Below are 24702 nucleotides of genomic sequence, written 5' to 3' on the forward strand. Positions count from 1 at the left end.
CGGGCCTGGGCCGCGAAGGCTCGCACCACGGCATGGACGACTATGTGGAGATCAAGTACCTCTGCCTCGGTGACATCATGAAATGAACAGCTTACCCAGCGCAATCCATACCCGGCGCTCTTGGCTGGTGCTCGCACTGGCCGGGGGCCTGAGCGCTTGGGCCAGCCTGGCGCCTGGCGACCCACCGCGGGTGGACGTGGTGGGCGTCGAGCCAATGCCCGGACAAGGCATGGAAGTGCGCCTGCTGGTCAAGCTGCGGGTGATCAACCCCAACGACAGCGCGCTGGAATACGACGGCCTGTTCGTTGAAATGGACGTGCGCGGCAAGTCGTTTGCCAGCGGCGTGAGCAACGCGCGCGGCACCGTGCCCCGTTTTGGTGAAACGGTGTTGAGCGTGCCCGTCACCGTGCCCGCCCTGGCCATGCTGCGCCAGGCCTTGGGCATGGCACAGGGCGACCGTTCACCCATCGGCTACGTGATCAGCGGCAAGCTGTCTGGCCCCCAGTGGCGCAGCCTTCGGTTCAACTCCGCCGGTGAATTCAAGCTGCCCGACTAGAGGGCATCGCCCAACCGGTGAATCCGGGCAAAGCCCCGCTCAATTCACGGCTTTCCAGCTGCCGTCGGGCTGGCGGCAGGCGGTGCCGTAGACCGTTTCGGTCTTGCCACCCACCACCGCTCGCACCGTGTATTCGCGGCAGGGGCCAGCGGCGGTGTCGTAGGTGCGCGTGGGCACCACCACATACTGGTTGCGGGTGTCCGGGTTCACCCAGCTCGACGGCACATCGGTGCGCACCGTTTCCAGCGCATGCGCGGTTTTGAGGCGATCGGTAGCGTCCATCGACCGACCAACGTTGCCGCCAATGGTGGCGCCGATCACCGTGCCTACGATGGTCGCCGCAGTACGGCCCGAACCCTGCCCCACCTGCGCGCCCAGCAGGCCGCCCAAAATGCCGCCCACCACCATGCCGCTCTGCTCCTGGGTGGCCGGCGCCGCGCAACCTGCCAGCAACGCCACCACCAACGAACCTGCCCACAACTTTTTAAAGCCTTGCATGTACCGCTCCCAACGACAAAGAAAAATCAATATTCGGCGAGCGAAATCACAGCGGTGCAACTGCGCAGCGACACCAACGGCAAGTCACTGCCCAACCACGCCACCAACGCCCACCGAGGCATTAGAAAAGTGTAGGCATCCAGCGCCGGCCACCATTGAGCGGACGCAACGCACTGCCGCAAACGAGCCGCAGTGGGCGACAGCGCTGCTCGGGTATGATTCGGGCCTTCGCGGGTGTAGCTCAATGGCAGAGCTGTTGCTTCCCAAGCAACTGACGAGGGTTCGATTCCCTTCACCCGCTCCAAAAATCTAAAAGGCCCGTCGAGGCCTTTTTCATGGCTGCTCGCTGAGCGTCATGTCCTGGTGTTCGTTCAACCCTCGGGGTCCAGCGACGACACCGCCAGCCAGCTCACCACCACCAGCGGTAAGCCCAGGCCAAACGCGTAGCGAATGCCCCAGTGTTCGGCCACAAACCCCAGCAGCGGTGGTGCCAGCAAAAACGCCATAAACGACAGCTGCGACAACGCGGCCACGTTGATAGCGGCTGGCCGGTCGTGGCGCTGGGCGGCGGCCGACATGGCCAGCGGAAAAATGGCGCTGCTGCCCACGCCCATGAGCGCGAAACCGAGCAACGAGGCCGTCGGGTGCAGCGCGGCAAACACCACCAGCACGCCGGCACCCAACGCCAGCAGCAACACGCGGGCCACCGTCTGGGGCGAATAGCGCTCGACAAAATGGTCGGCGGCAAAGCGGGCGCAGGCCTGCGCCAAAGCCCCGGTGGCCACGGCCAAGCCGGCCACAAAGGGGGCCACGCCAAACACGTCGCGCATGTAGATGGCTGACCAGTCGATGCCGGCGCCTTCCATCACCATGGCTGAAAACGTGAGGCACACCAGCCAGAAAATGGCCCGCGTGGGCCGTGCAAAGCGGGGTACCAAGGCCGCGCCGGCCATTTGTGGCCGTGGGTTGCTGGGCGCAAACCGACCCAGCAACAGCAGCGTCGAGATGAGCACCAGCAACACGGTGGCCGACAACTGCAGCTGCGGGCTGATGCCCAGCCAGGCACTGCCAGCGCCCACCATGCCGGCGACGAAAAAGCCCAGGCTCCAGAAGCCGTGGGCGCGGTTCATGATGCGTCGGCCCAGGGCATGCTCGACGCGGTCGGCTTCCACGTTGACGATGATTTCAAGCGCGCCCACGCCCACACCGGCCGGCAACAACACCGAAAACAGCACCCAAGGCGCCGCGGCCCAAGCCGCCAGTGCGTACCAGGTGGCTGTGGCCGGCAGCAGCCACAGCAGGCAGCGCCGGTAGCCCACGCGCTCGATCAGGGCATGGCCCCAGGTGAGCGACAACATGGTGCCGCAGGCGGTGCCAATGAGCGCCAGGCCCAGCGCACCCTCGCCCACCCCCATGCGTTGCTGTATCTCGCCCATGCGCGGGAACAAGCCACCCAGGCTCAACGCATAAAGAAAAAACGCGGCATAGACCCTCTGTGCGGGAGGCAACGCCCGCCCCCACCGGTGCACCCAGCTCTCGCTGTGGGCGGAGGGGCTCATGCGCCGCTCAGCAAAACGCCCACACCCAGCACCAGGAAAATCAGCGCGGCCACCACATGCACTGCCTTGATGGGCACGCGCCGGGTGATGGCGTCACCAAAAAACACCACAGGGGCATTCGCCAGCATCATGCCCAGCGTGGTGCCCGCCACCACGGCCACCAGCGGTTCGTACTGCGCTCCCAGCGCCACGGTGGCAATCTGCGTCTTGTCGCCCATTTCAGCCAGAAAAAACGCCCAGGTGGTGGTAAAAAATACCCCGAACTGGCGCTTGGGCACCGCGTCTTCGTCGTCCAGCTTGTCGGGAATGAGCATCCAGCCTGCCATGGCGATGAAAGACACGCCGAGCACCCAGCGCATCACGTCGGGCCCTGCAGCGGCCATCACCCACGAACCCACCGCGCCGGCCAGGGCGTGGTTGAGCAGCGTGGCCGCCAGAATGCCCCAGATGATGGGCCAGGGTTTTTTGAAACGCGCGGCCAGCACCAACGACAACAACTGTGTCTTGTCGCCCATTTCGGCGAGGGCCACGATGCCTGTGGACAGTAAAAAAGCTTCCAAACCCATTCCCCCAAACGCAAATAAAAACGCAAACGAAAAAGCCCGCACCTGGAGCGGGTGCGGGCGATGGACAGGCAGCAGTGTAGGCACTGCGGCTGTCAAATGGCTATCAGTAGACCATCAATAGGCCATCGACCGATCAGATCAGCGGAACGCCGGTCTTGCTCTGGATGAACTCGCGCGTCACGCCGTCGGCCAGTTCAACCAGCTTCAGGCCTTCAGGGGTCACGTCCATCACGCCCAGGTCGGTGATGATCCGGTCCACCACGCCTTTGCCGGTCAGCGGCAAGGTGCAGGCGGGCAAAATTTTCAAGTCTTCGGTGCCGTCTTTCTTCTTCGCCACGTGTTCCATGAGCACGATAACGCGCTTGACGCCCGCCACCAGATCCATGGCACCGCCCATGCCCTTGACCATCTTGCCGGGAATCATCCAGTTCGCCAGATCGCCCTCGGCGGTGACCTGCATGGCGCCCAGAATGGACAGGTTGATCTTGCCGCCGCGAATCATGGCAAACGACTGGTCGCTACCGAAAATGGCCGAGCCCTTCATGGTGGTCACGGTCTGCTTGCCCGCGTTGATCAGGTCGGGGTCCACCTCGTCTTCATAAGGAAACGGGCCAATGCCGAGCATGCCGTTTTCGCTCTGCAGCCAAACTTCCACATGGTCGGGCACGTGGTTGGCCACCAGCGTCGGGATACCGATACCGAGGTTCACATAAAAGCCATCCTGCAGTTCTTGCGCCGCACGCGCGGCCATCTGGTCTTGGGTCCAAGGCATGTTCTTTTCCTTTCGTGTTGGGGACAGCGCTGAAGGTCTGTCCCGCAAAAAAATCAGACTTTGCGGTCGCGGGTGGTGCGCTTTTCGATGCGCTTTTCCGGGGTGGGGTTCAGCACGATGCGGTGCACGTAAATGCCCGGCAGGTGCACGTCGTCCGGGGCAATGTCGCCGGTGGCCACAATGCGCTCCACTTCGACGATGCAGATCTTGCCGGCTGTGGCCACAGCAGGGTTGAAGTTGCGTGCGGTCTTGTTGAAGCGCAGGTTGCCCGACATGTCGGCCACATCAGCTTTCACCAGCGATATCTCAGGCACCAGCGAGCGCTCCATCACATAAGTCTCGCCATCAAACTCGCGCAACTCCTTGCCCTCGGCCACCAGCGTGCCCACACCGGTTTTGGTGAAAAAGGCCGGAATGCCAGCACCGCCAGCGCGCAGCTTTTCGGCCAGCGTGCCCTGCGGCGTGAATTCGAGTTCGAGTTCACCAGCCAGGTACTGGCGCTCAAACTCCTTGTTTTCACCCACGTAGGACGAGATCATTTTCTTGATCTGGCGCGTCTGCAGCAGCTTGCCTAGACCAAAATCGTCCACGCCCGCGTTGTTTGAAATAGCGGTTAGGTTCTTAACGCCCGAGTCGCGCAGCGCGTCGATCAGGGCTTCGGGAATGCCGCAAAGGCCAAAACCGCCCACGGCGATCAGTTGGCCATCAGCGACCACGCCTTTCAGGGCTTCGGCTGCGCTCGGGTAAATCTTGTTCACGTCGGTTGCTCCAGTGGTTGAACAGGGATAAGGTGACGATACTACGTAACGACATACGTAGTTTGACCTAATGACTAACCCTGACATGACCTCCGACGCGCCTGGCACCGCAGGCGACGCCAGCCCGGCGCTGAGCAGCCCCACCGGCATCGACTACCGGCTCGCTTTTCACCTTGCCCCTGTGGGGTTGGCCCTGTCGCGCCAGCGCACCATGGTGGACTGCAACCAGGCGCTGTGCGACATGTTTGGCGCCAGCCGCGAACAGTTGGTGGGCCAGAGCTTTCAGATCTTGTACCCCAGCGCAGACGAGTACGAGCGCACCGGCGCCCGCATTGCGCCGATTTTGGGCAAGAACGGCACCTATGCCGACGACCGCATCATGAAGCGGGTGGACGGCCGACTGAAGGGCGAAACCTTTTGGTGTCATGTGACCGGGCGGGCGCTGCGGCGCGAGGTGCCCCACGAGGCAGGCATCTGGAGCTTTGAAGACCTCAGTTCGCGCCGCGCCGTGAGAGCCGAATTGACACCGCGCGAACGCGAAGTGGCGGCCTTTCTGATGGACGGCCTGACCAGCAAGGAAATCGGCAAGCAGCTTGCCATCAGCCACCGCACGGTGGAAATTTACCGTGCGCGGCTGATGCGCAAATACCAAGCGGGCAGCTCGGTTGATCTGGTCCACAAGCTCATTGCGGGCTGAGCCGTCCCCCTTTAAAACCCGCACCAGGAGTCTACGATGCCATCCACCATTGACGAGCTGCTCGCGCGCATGCAGGCCCTGGAAGACCAATTGGAAACCGAATACAGCGAGCACCGTGCGGCTTTCATGCGCCACCGAGCCGAGCTGGCCGAGCGCTTTCTGGAACTGCAACAACGGCAGAAAGTGGGCCTGTGGCATTACCTGCGCCACAGCCGGTTCACCGTGCTGCTGAGCGCCCCGCTGATCTATATGGGTTGGCCGATCTTTGCATTGCTGGACGTGTTCATCAGCTTGTATCAGGCTGTGTGCTTTCCGGTTTACCGCATACACCAAGTGCGCCGTGCCGACTACCTGGTGTTTGACCGCAGCGACCTGCCCTACCTGAACACGGTCGAAAAATTCAACTGCTTGTATTGCTCTTACGGCAACGGTGTGCTGGCCTATGCCCGCGAGGTGGCTGCCCGCACCGAGCAGTATTGGTGCCATCAAACACGCGCGGCGGCTGCAGGGCGCGCACCTGCGCTACCCGCAGTTTTTTGAACACGGCGACGCCGAAGCCTTTCGACAGGGCCTGGACCGCCTGCGAGAGCAACTGCGCGAGGCGCAGGCCCACAGCACCGCAGACGCAGCCGAAAAAACACCCGGCGCCTGAAGCCCAGGGGCCGGGTGTCCCGATTTCAGCACCGCTGACGCACAGCCTTTACTGGGGCTGAAAGCCGCTGTCTTTGATGATCTTGGCCCACACCTTGGCGTAGCTGCGTTCGCGCGCGGCCAGCTGCTCAGACGGCATGTAACCCACCGTCAAGCCCATGGCGGTGAGCTTGCCCTGCACGTCGGGCTGGGCAATGGTTTTTTGAATGGCAGCGCCCAGCTTGTCCAGCGTGGCCTTGGGCGTGCCTGCGGGAGCAAACACGCCGTAATAAGGCACGTCTTCAAAACCGGCCAAGCCCAGCTCGGCAAACGTGGGCACCGCGGGCATGGCCGCCTGGCGCTGGGTGCCCATGACGGCCACCACGCGCAGCTTGCCAGCCTTGTGGTTTTCAATGAAGTCGGGGACGGACGCCACGCCCGCCGAAATCTGGTTGCCCAGCATGTCGCCCATCATGGGCGCGCTGCCGCGGTAAGGCGCCGCCACCAAGTCCAGCTGGTTTTGCTTGGCGATCACCTGCACCAAAAACTGCGGCACCGAGCCAGGCGCCGGGATGCCCACCGCACCCTTGCCGCCGCCTTGCTGGCGCACCCAGTCGACGTAGCCATTGAGCGAGGTGGCGGGCGTGCCGCTGGACAGGGCAAATGCGTTCACAAATGTGGCGAAGCCAGCCACCGGCACGAAGTCTTTGGCGGAGTCATAGCCCGGGTTTTTGGTGACCATGGGCAAGATGGTGATGCTGTGGTCGTGGCTTAGGAACAGCGTGTGGCCGTCGGGGGCTGCGGCTTTGAGCGTTTGCGCCGCAATCTGGCCGCCGGCGCCGGGCTTGTTGTCCACCAACACCGTGGTGCCCAGCTCGGCCTGCAGACGCTCGGCCAAAATGCGGGCAATCGCATCGGTGCCACCCCCGGCGGGAAAACCCACCATGAGCTTGGTCACCGGCGCCTGGGCAGCGGCCAGCCCCAGGCTGAGAGTGGCGCTCAGTGCCAGCGCAGTGCGCAGGCTGCGGGAAAGAAATGAACGGCGTGGACTGGTCATAGAGTGCCCCGGTCGGTATGGAAAAATGAACGCAATCAGGAAGATGCAGGCGGTTCGCACACCTCGGCCGCGCTGCGAAACGCCTCCACCGCAGTCGGCACGCCGCAATACACCGCCGCGTGCAGCAGCACCTCTTGAATCTCCTGCACCGTGGCGCCGTTGTTCAGTGCGCCGCGCACATGGCCTTTCAGCTCGTGCTGCTTGCCCAATGCGGTGAGCATGGCCACGGTGATCAGGCTGCGGGTCTTGCGGTCCAGCCCGTCGCGTTGCCACACATCGCCCCAGGCGGCGCGTGAAATGTGGTCTTGAATGGGTTGGGTAAACGGGGTGGTGCCGGCCAGTGCGCGGTCCACAAAAGGGTCACCCATGACCTCGCGGCGGGTCGCGAGGCCGGTGCGGTATTGCTCGTCTTGCATGCTGTGCTCCAAGTGTCTGGGGTGGGAATCGCCCAAGGATAAACTGGTGAGCACCTGCTTTTTTTGACCGGAGACAAGAACATGAGCAACACCCCCCGATACCCCCTGCCCGACCTGAATACCCTGCCCGACGACCTCAAGGCGAAGGTGCTGGAAGTGCAGGAAAAAGCGGGCTTTGTGCCCAACGTTTTTCTGGCGCTGGCCCGCCGGCCCGCCGAGTGGCGCGCTTTCTTTGCCTACCACGACGCCCTGATGACGCCGGAAACCGCAGGGCGCACCTCGGGCCTGAGCAAGGGCGACCGGGAAATGATTGTCACCACCACCAGCGCAGCCAACCATTGCCTGTATTGCGTGGTGGCGCACGGCGCCATTTTGCGCATTTACGAGAAAAAACCCTTGGTGGCCGACCAAGTGGCGGTCAATTACCGCAAGGCCGACATTTCACCGCGCCAGCGCGCCATGCTCGACTTTGCGATGAAGGTGTGCCTGGCTTCGCACGCGTTGGACGATGCCGATTTCGCTGCACTGCACGCCCACGGGTTCACCGATGAAGACGCCTGGGACATCGCGGCCATCACTGCGTTTTTTGGCCTGTCCAACCGCATGGCCAGCTTCAGCGGCATGACGCCCAACCCCGAGTTTTACGTGATGGGGCGTCTGCCGAAACAGAAGTAGTTTGGCCCCCACGCTCCGCCGCTGCGCGGGTCGCAGCCCCCCGAGGGGGCGCGAATTCGCTTGGGTCGGCCCGGCGCTGAATTACCTTGCTCAGCGCCCCAGCAAGGGCGGGCCGCCTGCGCACTCGATCAGGGCGCGGGCGTGTTCCGACATGGGCACCGACTTCTGCTGCGGAAAGTCCACCCAGACCACGGTAGCGCCGCCGTTGGCGTAGACCGTGCTGGGGTCGTCGGTGCGCAGCATCTCGTGGTAGGTGTCAAACGAGGTCCGCCCCATGGTGCCCAGGTAGGTGCGCACCAGCACATCGCCCGGAAACTCCAGCTGCCGGATGAAATTGCAGAACGCGTTGACGATCACCGGGCCTTCGCCCTTCGGGTCAGCCGGCAGGCCCATACCAAAAAACCAGTCCAGCCGGGCAATTTCCATGTAGCGGAAATACAGCGTGTTGTTCACATGGCCCATGGCGTCCATGTCGCCCCAGCGAATGGGAACGATGACGCTGTGCACCAGTTTTTTGTCTTCAGGTAGTTCGAGTTTCATCGGTGTGCCTTGATAGAAGCCAGGATACCCAGCACGAACAGCACGCAGGCCGCCCATTGCATGGCGGCAGGCCATTGGGCGCTCCAGGCAAAGGTGTAGATCAGTCCAAAAACCGTTTCGCTGACGATGAGTTGCCCAGCCAAGCTCGGGCTCAGGCGGCGGCTGGCCATGTTCCACAGCACCGCCGCCACCCAGGCCGAGCCAATGCCGGTCACGGTGCACACCAGCACAAAGGTGCCAAAGCCCTCACGGGCGCGCAGGCTGGCCCAGTCAGAGCCCCACAGGCCCCACAGCAAGAGCGCGCCCACACCCGCCGCGATGCCGAGCCAGTTGGCCCAGTCGGTCGAATTCACCTCGGGGTGGCGCCGCAGCCAGGCCGCGTTGAGCAAACCAAACGCTGTCCAGCTGGCCATGGCGGCCACCGCATACAACACGCCGCGCCATACCTGCCCGGCGGGTGCGTCAGCGCTGCCGTGGCTAGCGGCCTCGCCCGTGGCCTGCATCATCAACACCATGCCCAGCGCTGTGAGCAACACACCGGGCACCAGTGCGCCCCAGCGCAAAGCGTGCGGCTTGCCCAGCACCATCACCCACAGCGGAATGGTGCCAATGACCAGCACCGGCAAGGCCGCGCCCGCGTCTTGGATGGCCAGCACCAGCAGCAGGTAGTAGCCGGTGTAACCCAACACACTCAGACCCAGCGCCACCAGCGCCTGGCGCGGCGTGGGCCAGTGCCAGGCTCCCAGCTGCATCGTGCGCCCAGGCGCCTGGCGGCGAAACAAGGCGCCCATGGGCCGAGCGGCAAACAGCAACAGCGAAAACAGCCCGCAAGCCACAAAGCGACCTACCGTGTAGTCCACCGAACTGAACCCCGCCACCATCAACGGCGCCACAAAAGTCATGCCCCAGAAGGCGCCCGCACCCAGCCCAGCCAGAATGCCGGTAAGCATGCCCACCGGCCAGGCGGCGGTGCGCGCGGCGTCGGTTGCAATCAAGCGTCAGACCCCAAAACCGTCGTCGGCCGCGATCACCGCGCCGTTGATAAAGTGGCTCTCGCTGGCGCACAGCATCACCAGCAGCGCGTCCAGGTCAGCCGGGTGACCCACACGTTTGCGCGGCAGCATGTTGACCAGCTTTTGCCCTTGCTCAGTGGCCCAGTGGTGGTGGTTGATCTCGGTGTCGATGTAGCCCGGGCAAATGGCGTTGACGTTGATGCCAAACTTGCCCCACTCCACCGCCATGGCCTTGGTCATGTGCACCACCGCAGCCTTGCTCATGCAATACACGCCAATTTGCGGCAGCACTTTCAGGCCCGCCATGGACGCGATGTTGATGATGCGCCCACCCACGTAACTGCCGGGTGCCGCGCCCTTGGCCCGCGCCAGCATGCGCTTGGCCACCTCTTGCGCCACAAAAAACGCGCCCTTGGTGTTGGTGTTGAGCACGAAGTCGTAGTCGTCCTCGGTCACATCCTGCAGGCGCTGCGTGGTGCTCACGCCCGAGTTGTTGATCAGAATGTCGATCGGACCCACCTCGGTTTCAGCGTGGGCAATGGCCGCCTTGATGGACGCGATGTCGGTCACATCCAGCGCGACCACATGGGCATCGCCCCCCTCCGCCTCAATGTGCGCGCGCAGGGCCATGAGCCGGTCGGTGCGGCGGCTAGCCAGCACCACCGCCGCGCCCGCGCGGGCCAGCGTTTTGGCGAACTGCTCGCCCAAACCGCCCGAAGCGCCGGTGACCAAGGCCACGCGACCCGAAAGATCCAATGTGTATGCCATTTAGAGTTCCTACCCGAATGAGTTCGTTGCGGGGCCGTTTGCATCCCCCGTGACAGCGATTGTGCGACATCGCCCACTAGAATCCGTCACAACGACGACACGATCTGCACACCCCCTTCATGACGGACGGCTTGCGCCTGCCGGCCCGACCTTTCACTGAGACTGCACACCATGAGCCCACAAGAAATCCTCAGCACCTACGGCCCGCGCGAAGCGATGGAATACGACGTGGTGATCGTCGGCGGCGGCCCCGCCGGCCTGTCCACCGCCATCCGTTTGAAGCAGCTCGCCGCCGACAAAGGCAGCGAGATCAATGTCTGCGTGCTGGAGAAAGGCTCCGAGCCCGGCGCCCACATCCTCTCGGGCGCCGTGATGGACCCGAAAGCCATCACCGAACTGTTCCCCAACTGGAAAGAACTCGGCGCTCCGCTGAACCAGCCTGTGACCGGCGACGACCTGCTGGTGCTGTCTGAAACCGGCGCACAGCGCACGCCCGACTGGCTGATGCCGCGCAACTTCGACAACCACGGCTGCTACGTCATCAGCCTGGGCGCGGTCACAAAATGGCTGGGCGAGCAAGCCGAAGCCCTGGGCGTGGAGATCTTCCCCGGCTTCTCGGCCGCCGAAGTGCTTTACAACGACGACGGCTCTGTGAAGGGAGTGGCCACCGGCAACCAGGGCGTAGGCAAGGACGGCGAGCCGATGGACAGCTTCCAGATCGGCATGGAGTTGCACGCCAAATACACCGTGTTCGCCGAGGGCGCCCGTGGCCACCTGGGCAAGCAGCTGATCGCGAAGTACAAACTCGACGAAGGCAAAGACGCGCAGACCTTCGCCATCGGCATCAAGGAGCTGTGGGAAGTGCCGGCCGACAAGGCCAAGCCTGGCCTGGTGGTGCACACCGCCGGCTGGCCTTTGGGCGACGACGCTTTTGGTGGCGGTTTTCTGTACCACCTCGAAGGCAACAAGGTCACGCTGGGTTACGTCATTGGTCTGGACTACCAGAACCCGTGGATGAGCCCGTTTGAAGAAATGCAACGCTGGAAAACCCACCCCAGCATCAAGGCGCACATTGAAGGCGGCAAGCGCCTGGGCTACGGTGCCCGCGCGCTGAACAACGGCACACCGCAGGCCTTGCCCAAGCTGGTGTTCCCGGGCGGCGCCATGGTGGGCTGCAACGCCGGCTTTCTGAATGCAGCGCGTATCAAGGGCAGCCACGCGGCCATAAAAAGCGGCATGCTGTGCGCCGAAGCCGCGTTTGAAGCGGTGACCGCAGGGCGCCAGAGCGACGAGCTGAGCGCCTTTGAATCTGGCTACAAGGCCAGCTGGCTGCATGAAGAACTGTGGACCTACCGCAACTTCAAGAACTGGTTCAAGAAGAGCCCGCTCATGGGCAAGCTCATGACCGGTGTGGAGCACTGGTTCCTGCCCAAGGTGGGTGTGAGCAACCCGCCCTGGACGCTGCACAACACGACCAAGGACCACACCAAGCTCAAGCCGGCCAATGAAATGCCGCAGATCACGTACCCGAAACCGGACGGTGTGATCACCTTTGACCGGCTCTCCAGCGTGTTCGTCTCCAACACCAACCACGAAGAGCAACAACCGGCGCACCTGACACTCAAGGACGCGAGCGTGCCGGTGCAGATCAACCTCGCCAAGTATGCGGGGCCCGAGAGCCGGTACTGCCCGGCCGGTGTGTACGAGTTCGTCAACAAGGACGGCGCGGACCAACTGGTGATCAACGCGCAGAACTGCGTGCACTGCAAGACCTGCGACATCAAGGACCCGACGCAAAACATTGTGTGGGTCACACCCGAAGGCGGCGGCGGGCCCAACTACGCGGGCATGTGATGGCGCCCAAGCTCCACCCGGCGCTGGTGGAGCGCCTGCAGCTGCTGGCCAGCGGACCGCGCCGTCTGCTCGGGGTGGTCGGCCCGCCCGGGGCGGGCAAGTCCACGCTGGCCCGTCTCATGGAACAAAGCCAGGGCACACGGGCTCAGGCGGTGCCCATGGACGGCTTTCACCTGGCGCAGCTGGAGCTGGAGCGGCTGGGGCGCGCCCAGCGCAAAGGCGCACCCGACACCTTTGACGCTGCCGGCTACGCGGCATTGTTGCGCCGCCTGCGCACGCAAACGGACGACGAGGTGGTGTACGCGCCCGACTTTCGCCGTGAGATTGAAGAGCCGGTGGCCGGCGCCCTGCCCGTGTGGGCGAACACGCCGCTGATCGTCACCGAAGGCAACTACCTGCTGCTGGATGACGCCGGCTGGTCGCCCGTGGCGGGTCTGCTGGACGAGGTGTGGTACTTGCAGGTCGAGCCTGACCTGCGGCTGGAACGGCTGGCCGCGCGCCACCAGCAGTTCGGTCGCACCCGAGAACAGGCCCTGGCCTGGATCGCCCAGACCGACGAACCCAACGCGCGCCGTATCGAGGCTTCGAGGCACCGCGCCCAGCGCCAGGTGGCCTGGAACGCAGCGGCCGGGTGTTTTGAATTCCAGACAAGCTGAAAACACGCGCCGTGCTTTAGAATGCGCGTCTGTCAGGAGAGAGCTGCCCCACGGGTGGCCGCCGAAGGCGCAGGCGGTTTGCTGAACCAGCAAGCCCTGAACGCTCAGGCAAAAGGACTGGCAAGCAGTGGCTGAAAAGCCGCTGTACCCCACTGGAGAGAGGCAGCCCCCGTATCAAGGTTTCGGGCGGCCCACCGAAGGAGCAAACGCGGCATCGCCCGTGTGAATCTCTCAGGTAAAGCGGACAGTGGGGCAGCGCACGGATGAACCGTGTACGCCCTTCAGTGGGCCTGCCCCATTGAGTCCAGGTACAACCCTCCAGAAAGCCCGCCGTGTCTGACGCCCCCACCGCCTCCAAACTGCTGCACACCCCGCTGCACGCCCTGCACCTTGAACTCGGCGCCCGCATGGTGCCCTTTGCCGGTTACAGCATGCCGGTGCAGTACCCCGCCGGCCTGATGGCCGAGCACCACCACACGCGTACCGCAGCCGGTCTGTTTGATGTGTCCCACATGGGCCAATTGCGTCTGGTGGGCCCAGATGCAGCCGCGGCCTTTGAAACCCTGATGCCGGTGGATGTGGTGGATCTGGGCGTGAACAAGCAACGCTACGGCCTGCTGCTGAACGAAGCCGGCGGCATCATTGACGACCTGATGTTCGTGAACCGGGGCGCCGATATTTTTGTGATCGTCAATGGCGCCTGCAAACACGGTGACCTGGCACACATCCAGTCCAGCATCGGCAAGCTGTGCCACGTGGATGTGCAGTTCGAGCGCGGCCTGCTCGCCCTGCAAGGCCCACAAGCCGTGACGGCCCTGAAGCGCTTGCTGCCCGGCGTGGAACAGCTCGTGTTCATGACCGGTGCGGCCTTCACCTGGGCTGGTGGCGACCTGTACATCACCCGCAGCGGTTACACCGGCGAAGACGGGTTTGAGATTTCGCTGCCTGCGCATGTGGCCACCGATTTCGCCCGCGCCTTGCTGGCGCAGCCCGAAGTGAAGCCCGTAGGCCTTGGCGCCCGCAATTCGCTGCGACTGGAAGCGGGCTTGTGCCTGTACGGGCAAGACATCGACACCACCACCACCCCGGTGGAAGCCGCACTGAACTGGGCGATCCAGAAAGTGCGCCGCACCGGCGGCGCCCGCGCTGGCGCATTCCCCGGCGCAGCCCGCGTGCTGGCTCAGCTGGACGGTACCGAGCCCCTGCTCCGCAAGCGCGTAGGCCTGATCGCGCTGGAGCGCGTGCCGGTGCGTGAGCACACCGAACTGCAAAACACCGAGGGCGAAACGATTGGCGAAGTGACCAGCGGCCTGCTGGGCCCCAGCGCTGAAAAGCCGGTAGCCATCGGCTATGTGCACCCCGCTCAGGCCGCCCTGGGTACCCGCGTGAACGCCATCGTGCGCGGCAAAACCGTGCCCATGGAAGTGGCCGCCATGCCGTTTGTGCCCACCCGCTACTACAGGGGTTGATCTCCCGTTCGCCACCTCGCGTTCACCCTTGCAGCCGACACCCCTACTTTCAACCCCCACTTTTCACTGGAGCCCACCATGACCACCAAGTACACCGAAGACCACGAATGGATCAGCGTTGACGGCGATATCGCCACCGTCGGCATCACTCCCCATGCGCAAGACGCGCTGGGCGATGTGGTGTTTGTGGACCTGCCAGAAGTGGGCAAGTCCTTTGCACAGAAAGAAGTGGCCGGCGTGGTCGAGTCGGTGAAAGCCGCAGCCGACGTGTACATGCCCATCAGCGGCGAAGTGGTGGAAGTGAATGAAGCCCTGCGCGCCGACCCCTCGCTGGCCAACAGCGACCCGCTGAACACCGGCTGGTTTTTCAAAGTGAAGCTGTCTGACGCCTCCCAGGTGGATGCCTTGCTGGACGAAACCGCATACGCTGCTTTCGCAGCCTGAACCTGGACAAACCCTGCCGCGCTGCGCGCGCCTCCCTCAAGGGGGCGGCGCTGGCGGCCTTGCAAAGCCGGTTCGGCTGCGCCCCTGGATAGGGTCATCTCCTCCCATGCGGTTGCCCTTCGCCACGCCGAACCGTCCACTTTTCCACCCAGCTAAAAGATTGCCACCATGCTGATGCCGTCTGTCAAACCCCTCGATCAACTCGAAAACGCCAGCGAGTTCATCGCCCGCCACATCGGCATCAGCGAAGCCGACGAAACGCACATGTTGTCGGTCATCGGCGAGGCCTCGCGCCGTGCGCTGATCGATTCCATCGTGCCGCGCAGCATTGCGCGCAGTGTGGGCATGGACCTGCCACCCGCCGTCACCGAAGCTGCCGCACTGGCCGAACTGAAAGCGCTGGCGCAGAAAAACCAGCTGCTCAAAAGCTTCATCGGGCAAGGCTATTACGGCACGCACACGCCTGGCGTGATCCTGCGCAACATCCTGGAAAACCCCGCCTGGTACACCGCCTACACGCCTTACCAGGCCGAGATTTCGCAGGGCCGCATGGAAGCGCTGGTGAACTTCCAGACCATGGTGACCGACCTGACCGGCATGGCGATTGCCAACGCCTCGATGCTGGACGAAGCCACGGCGGCCGCCGAAGCCATGACGCTGGCGATGCGCACCGTCAAGAGCAAAAGCAAGGTGTTTGTGGTGTCGCGCGCTTGCCACCCGCAGACCCTTGAGGTGATTCAGACGCGCGCCAAACCCCTGGGCATTGAGGTGGTGGTGCCGCAGAGTGCTGACGCCTGGGCTGCTGCGTTGAACGGCGAGCATTTCGCCGCGCTGGCGCAGTACCCCAACAGCACCGGTCTGGTGGAAGACCTCACCGCCTACGCCGCCCGGAGCCACGCACAATCCGCCGCATTCATTGTGGCCGCTGACCTGCTGGCGCTGACGCTGCTGAAAGCGCCCGGTGAGATGGATGCCGATATTGTGGTGGGCACCACCCAGCGCTTTGGCATGCCCATGGGCGCGGGCGGCCCACACGCTGCCTACATGGCCTGCCGCGACGACTACAAGCGCTCGCTGCCCGGGCGCCTGGTAGGCGTGAGCGTGGACGTGCACGGCAACCCGGCCTACCGCCTGGCGCTGCAAACACGCGAACAGCACATCCGCCGCGAAAAAGCCACCTCCAACATCTGCACCGCGCAGGTGCTGCCCGCCGTCGTGGCCAGCATGTATGCGGTCTACCACGGCCCGCAAGGCCTCAAGCGCATCGCGCAGCGCGTGGCCAGCTACACCGCCGTGCTGGCCCAGGGTCTGCAAGGCATGGGCTACACACTGCGCAAAGACACCGCGTTTGACACCCTCTGGGTGCTGGCCAAAGACGCCACGGCCACGCTGATGCAACGCGCGCGCGAAGCCGGCATGAACCTGCGCCAGGCGTGTGACCAGAGCATCACCATGTCGCTGGACGAAACCACCACCCGCGACGACATTGCCGCGCTGTGGCGCGTGTTCGCCACCGAAGGCCAGGCCCTGCCCAGCTTCGACGCGTTCGAGAAAGGCATTGAGCCGATGATCCCGTCCGAACTGCGCCGCACCAGCGCGTTCATGACGCACCAGGTTTTCAACAGCCACCACTCGGAAACCGGCATGCTGCGTTACATCCGTAGCCTGTCCGACAAAGATCTGGCACTGGACCGCAGCATGATCCCGCTGGGCAGCTGCACCATGAAGCTCAACGCCACCAGCGAGATGATTCCCATCACCTGGCCCGAGTTCGCCAACGTGCACCCGTTTGCACCCGCCGACCAGCTGCAGGGCTACCAACAGCTCGACGAAGAGCTGCGCGCCTGGCTCTGCCAGGCCACGGGCTACGCTGGCATCAGCCTGCAACCCAACGCCGGGTCGCAGGGCGAATACGCGGGCCTGCTGGCCATCCAGGGCTACCACGCTTCGCGCGGCGAGAGCCACCGCAACATCTGTCTCATTCCCAGCAGCGCCCACGGCACCAACCCGGCCAGCGCCCAGATGGTGGGCCTGCAGGTGGTGGTGACCAAGTGCGATGAAAACGGCAACGTGGACATGACCGACCTGGCCGCCAAGTGCGAGCAGTACAGCGACAAGCTGGCCGCGGCGATGATCACCTACCCCTCGACGCACGGCGTGTTCGAGACCACCGTGAAAGAGCTGTGTGCCCTGGTGCACCAGCACGGCGGTCGCGTCTACGTGGACGGCGCCAACATGAACGCCCTGGTGGGTGTGGCCGCGCCCGGCGAGTTCGGCGGCGACGTGAGCCACCTCAACCTGCACAAAACCTTCTGCATTCCGCACGGCGGCGGCGGCCCGGGCGTGGGCCCGGTGTGTGTGGTCGAAGACCTGGTGCCTTTCTTGCCCCGCCATGCCACCGGCGGCGTGAAGGGCGGCGTGGGTGCCGTCAGCGCCGCGCCGCTGGGCAATGCGGCCGTGCTGCCGATCAGCTGGATGTACATCCGCATGATGGGTGCCGACGGGTTGAAACACGCAACCGAGGCGGCCATCCTGAGCGCGAACTACATCAGCAAGCGCCTGGCCGACCACTACCCGACGCTCTACGCCTCGGCCAACGGCCATGTGGCGCACGAGTGCATCCTGGACCTGCGCCACCTCAAAGAAACCAGCGGCGTGATGGCCGAGGACGTGGCCAAGCGCCTGATGGACTACGGTTTCCACGCGCCCACGCTGAGCTTCCCTGTGGTCAACACCCTGATGGTGGAACCCACCGAGAGCGAAACGCTGGAAGAGCTGGACCGCTTCATCGACGCGATGATCGCGATCCGCAACGAGATTCGCCAGATCGAAGCCGGTGAATGGCCGCAGGACGACAACCCACTGAAAAACGCACCGCACACCGCCGCCAGCGTGCTCACGAGCGATTGGACGCACCCCTACGCGCGCGAAACCGCCGTGGCTGCTGCGGGCCGCGCCGTGAACACCAAGTTCTGGCCGTCGGTGGGCCGGGTGGACAACGTCTACGGCGACCGCAACCTGTTCTGCAGCTGCTTGCCGATCAGCGAACTGGCGTGAAGCCAGCCTGAAAGACAAAGGGCGCCGATGGCGCCCTTTTTCATGGCGGGGTGGCCATGCGCTGAAAGTCCTTGATCCACACGGGCAGCTGCTCGCGCAAAAGCCGCAAGGCCGGCGCCTCCTGGCGCTGCGCCAGCGTGACCAGGCCGAAACGCGCCGTGGCGTTCAGGGGTGGGCTCATGTCCAGCGGCACCAGCCCGGGCGCTGCGGCCTCGGCCGTCAGCACGATGGCCAGGCTGCGCCGCGCCACTTCAACGATGCTCTGGGTTTCGTCGCAGCGCAGGGTCACCATGTCGTCGGGGTTGGCCTGCGGTCCGTAGCGCCCGATCATCACCCGCGCCACCTCGTCGCTCAGCGGCGTGGACGCCACCGGGTAGGCCAGCACCTCGTCCAGTGTGACGGGCCGGCCCAGCCGGGTGAGCGGGTGGTCGGGGCGCACCAGAAAACCGGCGGCCAACTCGAACGCCTGGGCAACCTGCAGGTCGGCCGAGGGCCGTACCGAACGCACATCGACCACGGCCGCGTCCAGCAGCTGTTCGCGCAGGGCGTCGATCAGCACCGACGTATTGCCGCGCGAGATGTGCAACTGCAGCCTGGGGTGGTGCTCGGCCATGTGCAGCATGAGCGGCAGAGACAGCAGCGCGCCGGGGCCCGAACTCAGCCCCACGCGCAGGCTCCCGATCAGGCCCGCATGCAGTCCTTTGCCGGTTTGCTTGAGCGCTTCGGCGTCGGCGACCAGGCGGCGTGCGCGCTGTAGCGCCTCGTGGCCGAAGGGTGTGAGCGCAATGCGTCGGCCCAACCGGTCGAACAGCCGCCCGCCCAGTTCGTCTTCCAGCGCCTGGATGCTGCGCGTGAGAGCGGGTTGCGTGAGAAAAAGCGCCTTGCAGGCCTGCACAAAACTGCCGGCTTCAGCAAGCACCACGAAGTGCCTGAGTTGCACGAGGGTCATCCCTAATCTCCCGTCGAATTCATGGGTTCTTGCCGATCAATGCATTGGACTTTAAATCAACAGCTTCCTAACATGCAACAAAGTTCATGTTTAGGAGAGACCCGGATGGATCGACTCAGCGACGCGGCAGTACAGGCATTCACCCTCCTGCGCCGCGACATTCACCAGCACCCTGAGCTGGCTTTCAGCGAACGCCGCACCGCCGCACTGGTGGCAGCGCAGCTGGGCGCCTGGGGTTATGCAGTCAGCACCGGCCTGGGCGGCACCGGCGTGGTCGGGCAACTGAAGCGCGGTACATCCGATCGCAGCATCGGCCTGCGCGCCGACATGGACGCCCTGCCCATTGCCGAGGCCACCGGCGCAGCCTGGGCCAGCTGCCACCATGGCGTGATGCACGCCTGCGGGCACGACGGCCACACCGCCATGCTGCTGGCCGCCGCCCAGCACCTGGCACAGCAGGGCCGCTTTGACGGCACGCTGAACCTGATCTTCCAGCCCGCCGAAGAAGGCGGCGGTGGCGCGCTGAAGATGATGGAAGACGGCCTGTTCGAGCGCTTTCCCTGCGACGCCATCTTTGCCATGCACAACATGCCGGGCTACCCGCAGGGCCAGTTGGTGTTCCGCAGCGGGCCGACCATGGCCTCGTCGGACTACGTCACCGTCACGCTGCACGGCTTTGGGGGGCATGGCGCCATGCCGCACAAGGCCACCGACCCGGTGGTGGCCGCCGCCTCGATCGTGATGGCGCTGCAAACCTTGGTGTCGCGCAACGTCGATCCGCAGTCGGCGGCCGTGGTCACGGTCGGTGCCATCCACGCCGGGCAGGCCAACAACGTGATTCCGGCCGAAGCCCGGCTGGAGATCAGCGTGCGCGCGCTCGACCCGCAAGTGCGCCGCGACCTGGAGCGGCGGCTGCACGAGACGGTGCGCCTGCAAGCCGAGAGCTTCGGTGTACGCGCCGAGATCGACTGGCGCCCCGGCTACGCGGTGCTGGTGAACGACGCCGAGCAGACGCAGCGCGCCTTGCAGGTGGCGGTGAAGCATTTCCCGGCCCACCAGGTGGTGCCGCAGGGCGCCCAGCTCACCGGCAGCGAAGACTTCGCCTTCATGCTGGAAAAAGTGCCCGGCAGCTACCTGTTCATCGGCAACGGCACCGATGGCGAACCCGGCGCCTGCATGGTGCACAACCCGGCCTACGACTTCAACGACAACAACATCGGCCCCGGCGCGAGCTACTGGATCGCGCTGGTGCAAGAGCTGCTTTCCCCTGCCCCCTGAGGCGTTTGCTCAAACGCCTGCCTCCATCGTTTCCCCCACCACAACCTCACTTTCACCCGAGGAGACAAACCATGAAAAACCGCCAACGCATCCACGCCCTGATCGCCAGCGCCGCCCTGCTCACGCTGGGCAGCGCCGCCACCGCCCAGGCCCAGACCACGCTCACCATGTCCAGCTGGGTGCCGCCCACGCACTACGTGGTCAAGGACATCCTGCAGCCCTGGATGGCCGATGTGGAGAAAGCCACCGAGGGCCGCGTGAAAATCAACCTGCTGCCCAAGGCCGTGGGCGCACCCGCCCAGCACTGGGAACTGGCACGCAAAGGCGTGGCCGACATTACCTGGGGCAACTTCACCTACGAGCCCGAGCGCTTCAAGCACGTCTGGTTCTCCGAGCTGCCCATGATGGGCGCCAGCAGCGAAGCCTCTTCGGTGGCGCTATGGCGCACCTACACCCAGTTCCTGGCCAGCAACGAAGCCTTCAAGGGCGTGACCCTGCTGGGCACCGGCATGCTGGGTGGCGGTCAGTTCCACCACCCCACCAAGGTGATCGACACGCCTGATGACCTCAAGGGCCAAAAGGTGCGCATGGGCGGCCCGATCCAGAAACGCCTGTTGGAAGACCTGGGCGCCATTCCGGTGGCCGGCCCCGGCACCAAGGCCTACGAACTGCTCGAAGGCGGCGTGATCGACGCGTCGCTGCACGCGCTGGAATCGGTGGTCAATTTCCGTCTGGACGGCAAGTTGAAGAACCACACCATCATCCCAGGTGGCCTGTACGAAGCTTCCTTCTTCATCGGCATCAACGAGGGCAAGTTCAAGAGCCTGTCCGCTGCTGACCAGCAGGCCATCCTGAAGATCTCGGGCGAAGCCCTGTCGCGCCGCTGGGGCCAGGAATTCGACAAGCAAAACAAGTCGGCCGAAACCACGCTGCGTGCCAACGGCCACAAGTTCGCCCAGCCCAGCCCCGCGCTGCTGGACAACATTCGCAAGGTGCGCACCGCCATGCTCGGCGAGCTGCAGAAAGACGGCGCCAGCTTTGGTGTGAAGGACCACAACGCCATGGTCGCCTTCTACGAGCAGCAGTACAAGGCGCTGGCCAAGTAAGCCGAGCCTGACCGGAGAACACGGCCATGAAACCCCTTGAACAAGGCATCCAGCGGGCGGTAAGCCTGTTGCTGGTGCTCATGCTGTCGGCCATGGTGGCGCTGACCTTCACCGACGTGATCGGGCGGCGCCTCTTCAACACCCCGGTGTTTGGCGCCAACGACATGACCGAGCACCTCATGGCCGTCATCATTTTTGCGGGCCTGCCGCTGCTCACGGCCCAGCGTGGCCACTTGAGCATCGACCTGTTTGACCATTGGTTGCTGCAGCCACGCTGGCGTCTGTGGCACAAGGCGGTGGACGTGCTCATTGCCGCGGTGCTGGGGCTGATCGCCTGGGAGTACTACCTGGCGATTGAAGAGGCACGCACCATCAATGAGATCAGCCCGGCGCTGATGATTCCCCGCTCCTGGATGTACACCTTCATCGCCATCACCACGGCGCTGGCCTCACTGCTGGCGCTGTTCGCGGGCGCTCCGCACCACGAATCCCACACCGAGGAGCTCGCATCATGACCATCGGCCTCATTTGCCTCGGCCTGGTGCTGCTGCTGGCCTTTCTTCGCGTGCCACTGGGCATTGCGCTGCTCACCGTTTCCATTGGTGGCATCACCGCCATCAACAGTTTCGGCGTGGCCGCCACGCTGCTGCCGATGACGCTGAGCGAAGCCGCGTTCTCCTACGAACTGGCCGTGGTGCCGCTGTTCATCCTGATGGGCAACGTACTCTCGCGCACCGGCATCTCGGCCGATCTGTTCCGCGCCGCCAACGCCTTTCTGGGCAGTGTGCGGGGCGGTCTGGCGCTGGCCACCATGGTCACCTGTGCGGGTTTCAGCGCGGTCTGCGGATCGAGCTTCGCCACCGCCGCCACCATGTCCAAGGTGGCATACCCGAGCATGCAGAAATACGGTTATTCGGACCGGCTGGCTACCGCCACCATCGCGGCCGGGGGCACGCTGGGCATTCTGATTCCACCATCCATCATCCTGATGATCTACGGCATCCTGACGCAGCAGAACATCGGTGAGCTGTTCATCGCCGGCGTGCTGCCGGGCTTGCTGGGCCTGGCCATGTACATGGGTGTGATCTACCTGATCGCCGTCATCAAACCCGAGCATGCACCACGCGGTGCGCGCGTCTCAGCCGCCGAGCGCTGGGCTTCGCTGGCTGGCGTGTGGCCCTTCGTGGCTTTGTTCCTGCTCATCATTGGCGGCCTGTACATGGGCTGGTTCACCGCCACCGAGGCCGGTGGCATCGGTGCCGGCATGGCGCTGCTGATTGCGCTGGCACAGCGGCGCATGGGCTGGAGCCGCTTCATGGAGGTGATGAAGGAAACCGCCATGACCTCGGTCATGCTGTACGTGGTGCTGTTTGGCGCCATGATGTTTGCGCAATTGATCAGCTTCTCGGGTCTGGCCGATGAATTGCTGTCGCTGATCAATGACTCGGGCCTTTCCAAGCTGGGCATCTTGCTGGCGATCCTGGCAGTGTTTCTGCTGCTGGGCTGCGTGATGGATGCCATGGCCATCATCCTCATTTTCGTCCCCCTGTTCCTGCCCACGCTGGTCGCCCAAGGGTATGACCTGGTGTGGTTCGGCATCATCGTGGTGGTGTTGACCGAAATCGGACTGATCACACCCCCGGTGGGCATGAACGTGTTTGTGCTCAAGGCCAACCTGCCCAAGGTGCCGGTGGGCACCATCTTCCGCGGCCTGCTGCCCTTTGTGGGCGTCGACGTGGTGCGCCTGGCGCTGCTGGTGGCATTCCCCTCCATCAGCTTGGTCTTGGTGCAATGGATGCGGTAAGTTAAGCGACAATCACGCAGTCGATCGGGAGAGACTGACCTGCCCAGCAGGCCAGCGCCGAAGGAGCAACCGCCCCGGAAACTCTCAGGCAAAAGGACCGATCGACACGCATCAAAACTCTGAAGAGTGGTCGGGATTCGTCTCCCGGCCCACCGCAGGAGCAAGCCATTCCCCAGCGGGGTGGTGAATCTCTCAGGTCCCAAACAGAGGGGGTCGTGGCCCGCACACCGTGTGCAGGCCACGTACCTCTTTGTTTGACGGCTTTGAAAGCGAGATTCCCATGGCACAACAACACCTCATCGTCATCGGCGGCGGCATCACCGGCGTGACCAGCGCCTACGCTCTGGCCCAGCAAGGCCACCGCGTCACGCTGATCGAAAAGAACCGCTACGCCGGCATGGAAACCAGCTACGCCAACGGCGGCCAGCTCTCTGCCTCCAATGCCGAGGTGTGGACGCACCCGTCCACGCTGATCAAAGGCATCAAGTGGATGCTGAAAAACGACGCGCCACTGCTCATGAACCCCAAGCCCAGCTGGCACAAGCTGAGCTGGATGGCCGAGTTCGTGGCCAACATCCCCAAGTACCGCGACAACACCATTGCCACCACCCGCCTGGCCATTGATGCGCGTCAGCACCTGTTTGCCTGGGCTCAGGCCGAGGGCATCGACTTCGACCTCAAGCGCGAAGGGATCTTGCACATCTACCGCGACAAGGCCGGCTTTGACCACGCGGGCGAAGTGTCCAAACTGCTGGCCGCCGGCGGTCTGCCCCGCCGCGCTGTCACACCCGACGAGATGCGCGCCATTGAACCCACGCTGCACGGCGATTTCTACGGTGGCTACTTCACTGAGAGCGACAGCACCGGCGACATCCACAAGTTCACCCACGGCTTGGGTCAGGCCTGCGAACGGATGGGTGTGCGCTTCCTCACCGGCGAGACGGTGCAATCGGTCAGCAGCGACGGCCAGGTGGCCCGCGTGGTGCTGGCCAGCGGCGACACCGTGCAAGCCGATGCCGTGGTGGTCTGCGCCGGCGTGCGCAGCCGCGCACTGGCCGCCCAGCTGGGCGACCGGCTCAACGTGTACCCGGTGAAGGGCTACTCCATCACCGTGATGCTCAACGACGAACAGAGCCAGGCCGCAGCACCCCAGGTGAGCCTGCTAGACGACGAAACCAAGCTGGTGACCAGCCGCTTAGGCGCCGACCGTTTCCGCGTGGCCGGCACGGCCGAGTTCAACGGCTACAACCTGGACATCCGCGCCGACCGCATCCGCCCGCTGGTCAACTGGGTGAATGAGTGTTTCCCGGGCGTGAGCACCCGCCGCGTCGAGCCCTGGGCCGGCCTGCGGCCCATGATGCCGGACATGCTGCCGCGCGTGGGCTCCGGCCGACTGCCCAACGTGTTCTACAACACCGGCCACGGCCACCTGGGCTGGACGCTCTCTGCCATCACCGCGCACCAGCTCGCAGGGCATGTGGCGCAGTGGCAAGCGCAACGGCGCCACACGCGCCTGGTGGTGCCCGCCCCGGCCCATTGACGCTGCACGCGCAACGCGCGCAAGCTTCCACTGGCGGTGC

25 protein-coding genes, 1 tRNA gene and 3 riboswitches are annotated in these 24702 nt (G+C 64.4%); of the genes, 15 read left to right on the forward strand and 11 right to left on the reverse strand.

Annotated features, from left to right (window positions below; genetic code table 11):
- Positions 1-82 precede the first annotated feature (82 nt).
- Complete coding sequence (locus ACTG4K_RS16865) at positions 83-556, forward strand: LEA type 2 family protein (protein WP_439115380.1); 474 nt, start codon at positions 83-85, stop codon at positions 554-556.
- 39 nt (positions 557-595) lie between these two features.
- On the opposite strand, the gene ACTG4K_RS16870 is transcribed toward ACTG4K_RS16865, so the two are convergent.
- On the reverse strand, positions 596-1054 hold the full coding sequence (locus tag ACTG4K_RS16870) for a glycine zipper 2TM domain-containing protein (RefSeq protein ID WP_439115381.1): 459 nt from the start codon (positions 1052-1054) through the stop codon (positions 596-598).
- Positions 1055-1284: 230 nt separating this feature from the next.
- On the opposite strand from ACTG4K_RS16870, the gene ACTG4K_RS16875 reads away from it, so the two are divergent.
- A tRNA-Gly gene (locus ACTG4K_RS16875) sits at positions 1285-1358 on the forward strand.
- Positions 1359-1425: 67 nt separating this feature from the next.
- Here the strand turns inward: ACTG4K_RS16875 and ACTG4K_RS16880 are convergent.
- The 4 genes from ACTG4K_RS16880 to ACTG4K_RS16895 form a co-directional block, all read right to left on the reverse strand.
- Positions 1426-2613, reverse strand: coding sequence for an MFS transporter (locus tag ACTG4K_RS16880; protein WP_439115382.1), 1188 nt, complete (start codon positions 2611-2613; stop codon positions 1426-1428).
- The gene (locus ACTG4K_RS16885; RefSeq protein WP_439115383.1) at positions 2610-3173 is read right to left on the reverse strand and encodes a TMEM165/GDT1 family protein; all 564 of its coding nucleotides are present in this window, start codon (positions 3171-3173) and stop codon (positions 2610-2612) included. The genes ACTG4K_RS16880 and ACTG4K_RS16885 overlap by 4 nt, the downstream gene beginning before the upstream one ends.
- A 139-nt stretch (positions 3174-3312) precedes the next feature.
- Complete coding sequence (locus tag ACTG4K_RS16890; RefSeq protein ID WP_305335487.1) at positions 3313-3951, reverse strand: CoA transferase subunit B; 639 nt, start codon at positions 3949-3951, stop codon at positions 3313-3315.
- A 53-nt stretch (positions 3952-4004) separates the two neighbouring features.
- Positions 4005-4709: a CoA transferase subunit A gene (locus tag ACTG4K_RS16895; protein WP_439115384.1), complete on the reverse strand. Its 705-nt coding sequence runs from the start codon at positions 4707-4709 to the stop codon at positions 4005-4007.
- Between the two features lie 85 nt (positions 4710-4794).
- On the opposite strand from ACTG4K_RS16895, the gene ACTG4K_RS16900 reads away from it, so the two are divergent.
- Positions 4795-5406: a LuxR C-terminal-related transcriptional regulator gene (locus tag ACTG4K_RS16900; protein ID WP_439115385.1), complete on the forward strand. Its 612-nt coding sequence runs from the start codon at positions 4795-4797 to the stop codon at positions 5404-5406.
- Between the two features lie 36 nt (positions 5407-5442).
- Positions 5443-5946 (forward strand): hypothetical protein, encoded by a 504-nt coding sequence (locus ACTG4K_RS16905; RefSeq protein ID WP_439115386.1) that lies wholly within the window; start codon positions 5443-5445, stop codon positions 5944-5946.
- Between the two features lie 160 nt (positions 5947-6106).
- Here ACTG4K_RS16905 and ACTG4K_RS16910 read toward each other — a convergent pair whose 3' ends face one another.
- On the reverse strand, positions 6107-7093 hold the full coding sequence (locus tag ACTG4K_RS16910; protein WP_439115387.1) for a Bug family tripartite tricarboxylate transporter substrate binding protein: 987 nt from the start codon (positions 7091-7093) through the stop codon (positions 6107-6109).
- Positions 7094-7128: 35 nt separating this feature from the next.
- Positions 7129-7509 (reverse strand): 4-carboxymuconolactone decarboxylase, encoded by a 381-nt coding sequence (gene pcaC / locus ACTG4K_RS16915; RefSeq protein ID WP_439115388.1) that lies wholly within the window; start codon positions 7507-7509, stop codon positions 7129-7131.
- 81 nt (positions 7510-7590) lie between these two features.
- Between pcaC and ACTG4K_RS16920 the strand changes: the two genes are divergently transcribed.
- A complete protein-coding gene (locus ACTG4K_RS16920) occupies positions 7591-8184 on the forward strand; it encodes a peroxidase-related enzyme (RefSeq protein ID WP_439115389.1) in 594 nt (197 codons plus the stop codon).
- 90 nt (positions 8185-8274) lie between these two features.
- On the opposite strand, the gene ACTG4K_RS16925 is transcribed toward ACTG4K_RS16920, so the two are convergent.
- From ACTG4K_RS16925 to ACTG4K_RS16935, 3 genes are read right to left on the reverse strand one after another with little or no spacing between them, the layout of a single operon-like run.
- Complete coding sequence (locus ACTG4K_RS16925; protein ID WP_439115390.1) at positions 8275-8724, reverse strand: acyl-CoA thioesterase; 450 nt, start codon at positions 8722-8724, stop codon at positions 8275-8277.
- Positions 8721-9719 carry a DMT family transporter gene (locus ACTG4K_RS16930; RefSeq protein WP_439115391.1) on the reverse strand — a complete coding sequence of 333 codons (999 nt, stop codon included), beginning with the start codon at positions 9717-9719 and terminating at the stop codon, positions 8721-8723. Before ACTG4K_RS16930 ends, ACTG4K_RS16925 begins: the two co-directional genes overlap by 4 nt.
- 3 nt (positions 9720-9722) lie before the next feature.
- Positions 9723-10505 (reverse strand): SDR family oxidoreductase, encoded by a 783-nt coding sequence (locus tag ACTG4K_RS16935; RefSeq protein WP_439115392.1) that lies wholly within the window; start codon positions 10503-10505, stop codon positions 9723-9725.
- Positions 10506-10676: 171 nt separating this feature from the next.
- Here ACTG4K_RS16935 and ACTG4K_RS16940 point away from each other — a divergent pair, with 171 nt between their 5' ends.
- The 5 genes from ACTG4K_RS16940 (at position 10677) to gcvP (ending at position 17985) form a co-directional block, all read left to right on the forward strand.
- The gene (locus ACTG4K_RS16940; RefSeq protein WP_439115393.1) at positions 10677-12359 is read left to right on the forward strand and encodes an electron transfer flavoprotein-ubiquinone oxidoreductase; all 1683 of its coding nucleotides are present in this window, start codon (positions 10677-10679) and stop codon (positions 12357-12359) included.
- Positions 12359-13015, forward strand: a complete 657-nt coding sequence (locus ACTG4K_RS16945; RefSeq protein WP_439115394.1) for a nucleoside/nucleotide kinase family protein — start codon at positions 12359-12361, stop codon at positions 13013-13015. Before ACTG4K_RS16940 ends, ACTG4K_RS16945 begins: the two co-directional genes overlap by 1 nt.
- Positions 13016-13038: 23 nt before the next feature.
- Positions 13039-13145, forward strand: a riboswitch (glycine riboswitch).
- A 12-nt stretch (positions 13146-13157) separates the two neighbouring features.
- Positions 13158-13273, forward strand: a riboswitch (glycine riboswitch).
- 74 nt (positions 13274-13347) lie between these two features.
- Positions 13348-14484, forward strand: a complete 1137-nt coding sequence (gene gcvT / locus ACTG4K_RS16950; protein ID WP_439115395.1) for a glycine cleavage system aminomethyltransferase GcvT — start codon at positions 13348-13350, stop codon at positions 14482-14484.
- Between the two features lie 78 nt (positions 14485-14562).
- Entirely contained in the window at positions 14563-14928 is a 366-nt protein-coding gene (gene gcvH / locus ACTG4K_RS16955; protein WP_439115396.1) for a glycine cleavage system protein GcvH, read from the forward strand.
- 168 nt (positions 14929-15096) lie between these two features.
- Positions 15097-17985, forward strand: coding sequence for an aminomethyl-transferring glycine dehydrogenase (gene gcvP / locus ACTG4K_RS16960; RefSeq protein ID WP_439115397.1), 2889 nt, complete (start codon positions 15097-15099; stop codon positions 17983-17985).
- Between the two features lie 40 nt (positions 17986-18025).
- Here gcvP and ACTG4K_RS16965 read toward each other — a convergent pair whose 3' ends face one another.
- A complete protein-coding gene (locus ACTG4K_RS16965; RefSeq protein WP_439115398.1) occupies positions 18026-18934 on the reverse strand; it encodes a LysR family transcriptional regulator in 909 nt (302 codons plus the stop codon).
- Between the two features lie 105 nt (positions 18935-19039).
- Here ACTG4K_RS16965 and ACTG4K_RS16970 point away from each other — a divergent pair, with 105 nt between their 5' ends.
- The 5 genes from ACTG4K_RS16970 to ACTG4K_RS16990 all read left to right on the forward strand — a co-directional run bounded on the left by ACTG4K_RS16970 (position 19040) and on the right by ACTG4K_RS16990 (position 24662).
- The gene (locus ACTG4K_RS16970; RefSeq protein WP_439115399.1) at positions 19040-20212 is read left to right on the forward strand and encodes a M20 aminoacylase family protein; all 1173 of its coding nucleotides are present in this window, start codon (positions 19040-19042) and stop codon (positions 20210-20212) included.
- Positions 20213-20283: 71 nt separating this feature from the next.
- Positions 20284-21318: a TRAP transporter substrate-binding protein gene (locus ACTG4K_RS16975; protein WP_439115400.1), complete on the forward strand. Its 1035-nt coding sequence runs from the start codon at positions 20284-20286 to the stop codon at positions 21316-21318.
- A 26-nt stretch (positions 21319-21344) separates the two neighbouring features.
- Positions 21345-21833 (forward strand): TRAP transporter small permease, encoded by a 489-nt coding sequence (locus ACTG4K_RS16980; protein ID WP_439115401.1) that lies wholly within the window; start codon positions 21345-21347, stop codon positions 21831-21833.
- Positions 21830-23122, forward strand: a complete 1293-nt coding sequence (locus ACTG4K_RS16985) for a TRAP transporter large permease (protein WP_439115402.1) — start codon at positions 21830-21832, stop codon at positions 23120-23122. Before ACTG4K_RS16980 ends, ACTG4K_RS16985 begins: the two co-directional genes overlap by 4 nt.
- A gap of 15 nt (positions 23123-23137) precedes the next feature.
- A riboswitch (glycine riboswitch) is annotated at positions 23138-23232 on the forward strand.
- Between the two features lie 170 nt (positions 23233-23402).
- Positions 23403-24662 (forward strand): D-amino acid dehydrogenase, encoded by a 1260-nt coding sequence (locus ACTG4K_RS16990; protein WP_439115403.1) that lies wholly within the window; start codon positions 23403-23405, stop codon positions 24660-24662.
- Positions 24663-24702: the final 40 nt, after the last annotated feature.

The sequence above is a fragment of the Hydrogenophaga sp. genome (assembly GCF_965657535.1).
Lineage (GTDB): Bacteria > Pseudomonadota > Gammaproteobacteria > Burkholderiales > Burkholderiaceae_C > Hydrogenophaga.

Excerpts from the sequence above, each read along its gene's own strand:
- ACTG4K_RS16865 (WP_439115380.1), top strand. The coding sequence starts at position 83 with ATGAACAGCTTACCCAGCGCAATCCATACCCGGCGCTCTTGGCTGGTG.
- ACTG4K_RS16870 (WP_439115381.1), bottom strand. The coding sequence starts at position 1,054 with ATGCAAGGCTTTAAAAAGTTGTGGGCAGGTTCGTTGGTGGTGGCGTTG.
- ACTG4K_RS16880 (WP_439115382.1), bottom strand. The coding sequence starts at position 2,613 with ATGAGCCCCTCCGCCCACAGCGAGAGCTGGGTGCACCGGTGGGGGCGG.
- ACTG4K_RS16890 (WP_305335487.1), bottom strand. The coding sequence starts at position 3,951 with ATGCCTTGGACCCAAGACCAGATGGCCGCGCGTGCGGCGCAAGAACTG.
- ACTG4K_RS16900 (WP_439115385.1), top strand. The coding sequence starts at position 4,795 with ATGACCTCCGACGCGCCTGGCACCGCAGGCGACGCCAGCCCGGCGCTG.
- ACTG4K_RS16905 (WP_439115386.1), top strand. The coding sequence starts at position 5,443 with ATGCCATCCACCATTGACGAGCTGCTCGCGCGCATGCAGGCCCTGGAA.
- ACTG4K_RS16910 (WP_439115387.1), bottom strand. The coding sequence starts at position 7,093 with ATGACCAGTCCACGCCGTTCATTTCTTTCCCGCAGCCTGCGCACTGCG.
- pcaC (WP_439115388.1), bottom strand. The coding sequence starts at position 7,509 with ATGCAAGACGAGCAATACCGCACCGGCCTCGCGACCCGCCGCGAGGTC.
- ACTG4K_RS16920 (WP_439115389.1), top strand. The coding sequence starts at position 7,591 with ATGAGCAACACCCCCCGATACCCCCTGCCCGACCTGAATACCCTGCCC.
- ACTG4K_RS16925 (WP_439115390.1), bottom strand. The coding sequence starts at position 8,724 with ATGAAACTCGAACTACCTGAAGACAAAAAACTGGTGCACAGCGTCATC.
- ACTG4K_RS16935 (WP_439115392.1), bottom strand. The coding sequence starts at position 10,505 with ATGGCATACACATTGGATCTTTCGGGTCGCGTGGCCTTGGTCACCGGC.
- ACTG4K_RS16940 (WP_439115393.1), top strand. The coding sequence starts at position 10,677 with ATGAGCCCACAAGAAATCCTCAGCACCTACGGCCCGCGCGAAGCGATG.
- ACTG4K_RS16945 (WP_439115394.1), top strand. The coding sequence starts at position 12,359 with ATGGCGCCCAAGCTCCACCCGGCGCTGGTGGAGCGCCTGCAGCTGCTG.
- gcvH (WP_439115396.1), top strand. The coding sequence starts at position 14,563 with ATGACCACCAAGTACACCGAAGACCACGAATGGATCAGCGTTGACGGC.
- gcvP (WP_439115397.1), top strand. The coding sequence starts at position 15,097 with ATGCTGATGCCGTCTGTCAAACCCCTCGATCAACTCGAAAACGCCAGC.
- ACTG4K_RS16965 (WP_439115398.1), bottom strand. The coding sequence starts at position 18,934 with ATGACCCTCGTGCAACTCAGGCACTTCGTGGTGCTTGCTGAAGCCGGC.
- ACTG4K_RS16970 (WP_439115399.1), top strand. The coding sequence starts at position 19,040 with ATGGATCGACTCAGCGACGCGGCAGTACAGGCATTCACCCTCCTGCGC.
- ACTG4K_RS16975 (WP_439115400.1), top strand. The coding sequence starts at position 20,284 with ATGAAAAACCGCCAACGCATCCACGCCCTGATCGCCAGCGCCGCCCTG.
- ACTG4K_RS16980 (WP_439115401.1), top strand. The coding sequence starts at position 21,345 with ATGAAACCCCTTGAACAAGGCATCCAGCGGGCGGTAAGCCTGTTGCTG.
- ACTG4K_RS16985 (WP_439115402.1), top strand. The coding sequence starts at position 21,830 with ATGACCATCGGCCTCATTTGCCTCGGCCTGGTGCTGCTGCTGGCCTTT.
- ACTG4K_RS16990 (WP_439115403.1), top strand. The coding sequence starts at position 23,403 with ATGGCACAACAACACCTCATCGTCATCGGCGGCGGCATCACCGGCGTG.